This window comes from Sandaracinobacteroides sp., assembly GCF_057137845.1.
Genome location: NZ_DBNHFX010000132.1, coordinates 1 through 4,051 on the forward strand (window position 1 = coordinate 1; position 4,051 = coordinate 4,051).

5 protein-coding genes are annotated in these 4,051 nt (G+C 62.4%); 4 read left to right on the forward strand and 1 reads right to left on the reverse strand.

Annotated features, from left to right (window positions below):
• Positions 1-98 precede the first annotated feature (98 nt).
• The gene (locus AC16JP_RS07770; protein ID WP_484340042.1) at positions 99-914 is read right to left on the reverse strand and encodes a hypothetical protein; all 816 of its coding nucleotides are present in this window, start codon (positions 912-914) and stop codon (positions 99-101) included.
• A gap of 382 nt (positions 915-1,296) precedes the next feature.
• Between AC16JP_RS07770 and AC16JP_RS07775 the strand changes: the two genes are divergently transcribed.
• Genes AC16JP_RS07775 through AC16JP_RS07790 form a run of 4 tightly spaced genes read left to right on the forward strand, consistent with a single transcriptional unit; the run spans position 1,297 to position 3,682 of the window.
• Positions 1,297-1,950 (forward strand): energy transducer TonB, encoded by a 654-nt coding sequence (locus tag AC16JP_RS07775; protein ID WP_484340043.1) that lies wholly within the window; start codon positions 1,297-1,299, stop codon positions 1,948-1,950.
• A gap of 60 nt (positions 1,951-2,010) precedes the next feature.
• Positions 2,011-2,733: a MotA/TolQ/ExbB proton channel family protein gene (locus AC16JP_RS07780; RefSeq protein ID WP_484340044.1), complete on the forward strand. Its 723-nt coding sequence runs from the start codon at positions 2,011-2,013 to the stop codon at positions 2,731-2,733.
• A 34-nt stretch (positions 2,734-2,767) separates the two neighbouring features.
• Complete coding sequence (locus AC16JP_RS07785) at positions 2,768-3,232, forward strand: ExbD/TolR family protein (protein ID WP_484340045.1); 465 nt, start codon at positions 2,768-2,770, stop codon at positions 3,230-3,232.
• Between the two features lie 18 nt (positions 3,233-3,250).
• Positions 3,251-3,682: an ExbD/TolR family protein gene (locus AC16JP_RS07790; RefSeq protein WP_484340046.1), complete on the forward strand. Its 432-nt coding sequence runs from the start codon at positions 3,251-3,253 to the stop codon at positions 3,680-3,682.
• The last annotated feature ends 369 nt before the right edge of the window (positions 3,683-4,051 follow it).

The window sequence follows — 4,051 nt, forward strand, 5'->3', positions numbered from 1 at the left end:
GGCGTCATCGGCCTGTCGGTCTTTCTGCAGAAGCCCGATGTCTATGCCGACGCAAAATCGGTCGGGGTGCTGCTCTCGTCCGACTGAGTGGGCACAGCTTATGCGGGTGGCGCCAACGTCCGCCCGCAGTTGCCGATTTCCTGGCGTGCCAGCGCATAATCGGCCACCAGATCCAAATCGTCTGCAAGGCGCGGCGGCAGTTCGGCTGGCAACCCGCAGGCCAATGCCCGCCACAACAGTGTTTTCGGCAGAATCGTGCCCGCGCGTTCAACGAGGTCGCCAGAGCCTGCGCGCACTTCGGGCGACTGTGCGGCCTTGCGTCGCACCAGCAGCACCATCGGCGGGCCGCCACTGGTCGTCAGGAAGAACTGGCTTTCGCTGTTTCCGGGCAAATCACCCCGGGCGTGAAAGGCATCGCTCAGGCCGGTCACCATCAGGCCGGCCGCGCCGGGCTGTTGGGCCTGCAACAGAATGTCGCGGACCAGCGCGTCGGCGTCCGGGGTCCAGCGTTGCTGGCCGCCCGGCGAAATCAGCGTCAGCGCCTGCACCGACGGATTAGCTCCGCCTGTCAGCGGGCTGGCAAACACGAACAGCATGTCGCCCTTGGCGAAGGGGGATCTGCCGCGTGCATCGGCGCCGCCCTGCCATAACCAGGCCGCCCCCTGCGGCATGATCGCAGGCGCCTTCAGAACCGACTGCAAATTGACCCGCACCAGCGCCCGCACGTCGCCGGCAGGCACATCCGGCGCATCCTTGCGCGACAACCGGTCGATATCCTCCACCGCCCCTGACAGAATGACAGGGCTTGCAAGCGCAAGATCCGCCCAGTCCGTCCACGACGGCGCAGACGCCGCCGACGCCGCACATGCGGCCGAAAAACCGATCGACGCGACGGCAGCAAGGGCCGTCGCCAAGCAGTGGAAAAGTGGCGTTCGGGGCATCGTCGGGCAACTGTATACGAAAATCGGTTGCGACCGGAAGTGGCCGCAGCTATCAGGCCACGAATTCCGGCTTCGACCGACAGTTTTTGCGGGATCCGGCAGACGGCACTGTGCCGCCAGTCAGGATTGTGGCAATATCGTGTTGCGAGTGGTGGAGTTCAACCGGTAAGGAGAACGTCCGAATCGGACGATGCTTCGAAGGGCAAGGCTCGACACCTTGCCCATCCGGTCGAGGGAAAAGGGATTTACGACGGGGGTCATCCGGCTGGTTGGAAGATGCCGACGGCAGGCGGATCCTGGATTTTCGGAATGGCGGCATGCAACGGTCGCCATATGAGGGAGTGGCACTGAGCCTATGTCATATCTTCAGCAGGAAGGCTTCAGCCGAAAGCAGACGTATGCGATCATCTTCGTGGGATTGCTGCACGTCTTTCTTGCCTATGCCTTCATCTCTGGCCTTGCGATCAAGGCCGTCAAGGTCATCACCGGGCCGCTGGAAACGGTGAACATCGAAGAGCAGGCGCCGCCGCCGGAGGAAGCTCCGCCGCCGCCGCCGAAGCTCGAGGATATTCCGCCCTACGTGCCGCCGCCGGACGTGGTGATCGAGCAGTCGGCTCCGCCGCCGCCCACGATTTCCACCCAGAGCACGATCGCGACGCCTGAGCCGCCGCGCGTTGCGCCTCCGGCCCCGCCGCCACCGGCGCCTGCCCTGCCCGACAAGCCCGCTACCCCGCGTGGTGACTCTGTCGGCGTCTCGACCGACGACTATCCCGAAGCGTCGCGTCGTGCAGGTGAAGAAGGCCGCACCGTGGTCCGCGTCGTGATCGGCGCCAACGGCCGGGTGACGGAATGCAGCGTCGCCCAGTCGTCGGGCTTCACCCGCCTCGACGAGCGTGCCTGCCAGGTCGCCCTGCGGCGCTGGCGCTACAACCCGGCGCAGATGGCCGGGAAGCCCGTCGAATCAACCAAGACGCAACCAATCCAGTGGAGGCTGGAACAGGGCCGCTAAGCCCCGTTCCTTTCCCCCTGTAACCATCATTCAACCCATTTTTCGCTAGAGGGACTTGATATGGCTGACGTAACGACCAACAACCCGTACGGCCTCGTAGCTGCACTCGAGCAGGGCGGCATCGTCGCCCAGACCCTGTTCGCCATCATGGTGATCATGTCGGTGGCATCGTGGTACATCATGTTCAGCCGCTGGTTCGAACAGCGCAAGATGCTGAAGGAAGCGCCGGAAGTCGAAAAGAAGGTCTGGTCTGCGCCCAGCCTCAAGGAAGGCGTCGCCAAGATCGACAAGGATTCCGCGTTCCGCCAGCTCGCCGACGACGGCATGTATGCCTACGATCACCACCAGGGCGCGGACAGCGGCCAGATCGAACCGCACGAATGGGTGATGCTCGCCCTCAACCGTTCGGCCGGCATGATCAACTCGCGGATGAACCGCGGTCTGTCGTTCCTCGCTTCGGTTGGCGCCGTTGCCCCGTTCATCGGTCTGCTCGGCACCGTCATCGGTATCTACCGCGCCCTCATCAACATCGGTCTCGCCGGTCAGGCGTCGATCGACAAGGTGGCCGGCCCGGTCGGTGAAGCCCTGATCATGACCGCCATCGGTCTGGCCGTCGCCGTTCCCGCCGTGCTTGGCTACAACTACCTCGCCGGCCGTAACAAGTCGATCATGGAGCGTCTGAACCTCTTCGCTGCCGACGTGCACAGTTATCTGATCTCCGGATCGCGCGTGAGCCGCTCGGCCACCGTTTCTGCTGCCGCCGCTGCCGCTGCGAAGAAGTGAGCCTTTCCATCCAGTCTGATCGGGAGATTATCCCATGGCAATGAGTGTTGGCGGATCAGATGAAGGTTCGTTGATGGCAGACATCAACGTCACGCCACTTGTGGACGTGATGCTGGTTCTGCTCATCATCTTCCTCATCACCGTCCCGGTCATCATCCAGACGGTGCCGGTGGAACTTCCGAAGGTGGCCAATATCCCGACCACCACCAAGCCGGAAAACGTTCCGCTTTCGGTCGATGCCAACTGCCACGTCTTCTGGGGCATGGCGAAAGTGGAATCGAACGAACAGCTTCGCGAGAAGGGTTCGTCCTATCTGCTGGCCCAGGTGGAAAAGCAGAAGGCCGCTGGCGCCAAGATCGAGCTTCCGGAAGTTCACATCCGTGGGGACGCCAACACCGAGTATCGTTGCGTTGGCGGAGTGATCTTCGCCATGCAGCGGGCCGGATACCAGAAGATCGGCTTCATTTCCCAGCCGCCAGCCGGCATGGTCACCCGCTAAGTTTCAGGAGCAACCACCATGGGAATGTCCGTCGGAGGAAGCGGCGAAAGTGAAAAGCCGATGAACGAAATCAACATGACGCCGTTGATCGACGTCATGCTGGTTCTGATCATCATGTTCATTATCACTATCCCGATCCAGACACATGCGACCAAGCTTGATCTTCCGCCGCCCACGCCGAACAACACGCAGGAAATCAAGCCTGACTTCAACCAGATCAACATCGACTTCCTGAACAACATTTACTGGAACGATCAGGAAGTCACCCTCCAGCAGCTGGATGGCTATCTGAAGCAGGTTGGCGCGATCCAGCCGGCTGAATCCCAGCCGGAACTGCGGTTGAAGCCCGACGCGCTCGCGAAGTATGACATCGTGAATCGCGTGATGGCGCTGGCCCAACGGGCCGGCATCCAGAAGATGGGCTTTGTCGGCAATGAAGCCTACGCCTGATCGGCGTTCACATACCGAATGAAAAAGGGCGGGTTCACCCGCCCTTTTTTGTGCCCGCACCAGATGCCCGGAAGGCTGCCAATGGCCGTCTGCCAAGGCTGCTGGCGGGCCAGCACGCCGATCGGCACGGACAGGCCTTGTGCAACGCTACAAGCAAGCCCGTATCATCGCTGGCCAACAGCGCCAGTCAGCCCGATGAGCCGCGAGCCAGGAGTAGAGGCGGCCACCGCGCCCCGCACCAGCTTCTGCCCAAAATCAGGCGCGAACCGACCGGGCACAGCCTACGCACGATCCGGCGCCTGCCAGACCACTGCATCATCTCCGGTCGGTCTGCCTGTCAGTCGCGCAAATGTGCACCTTCAGTGTCGA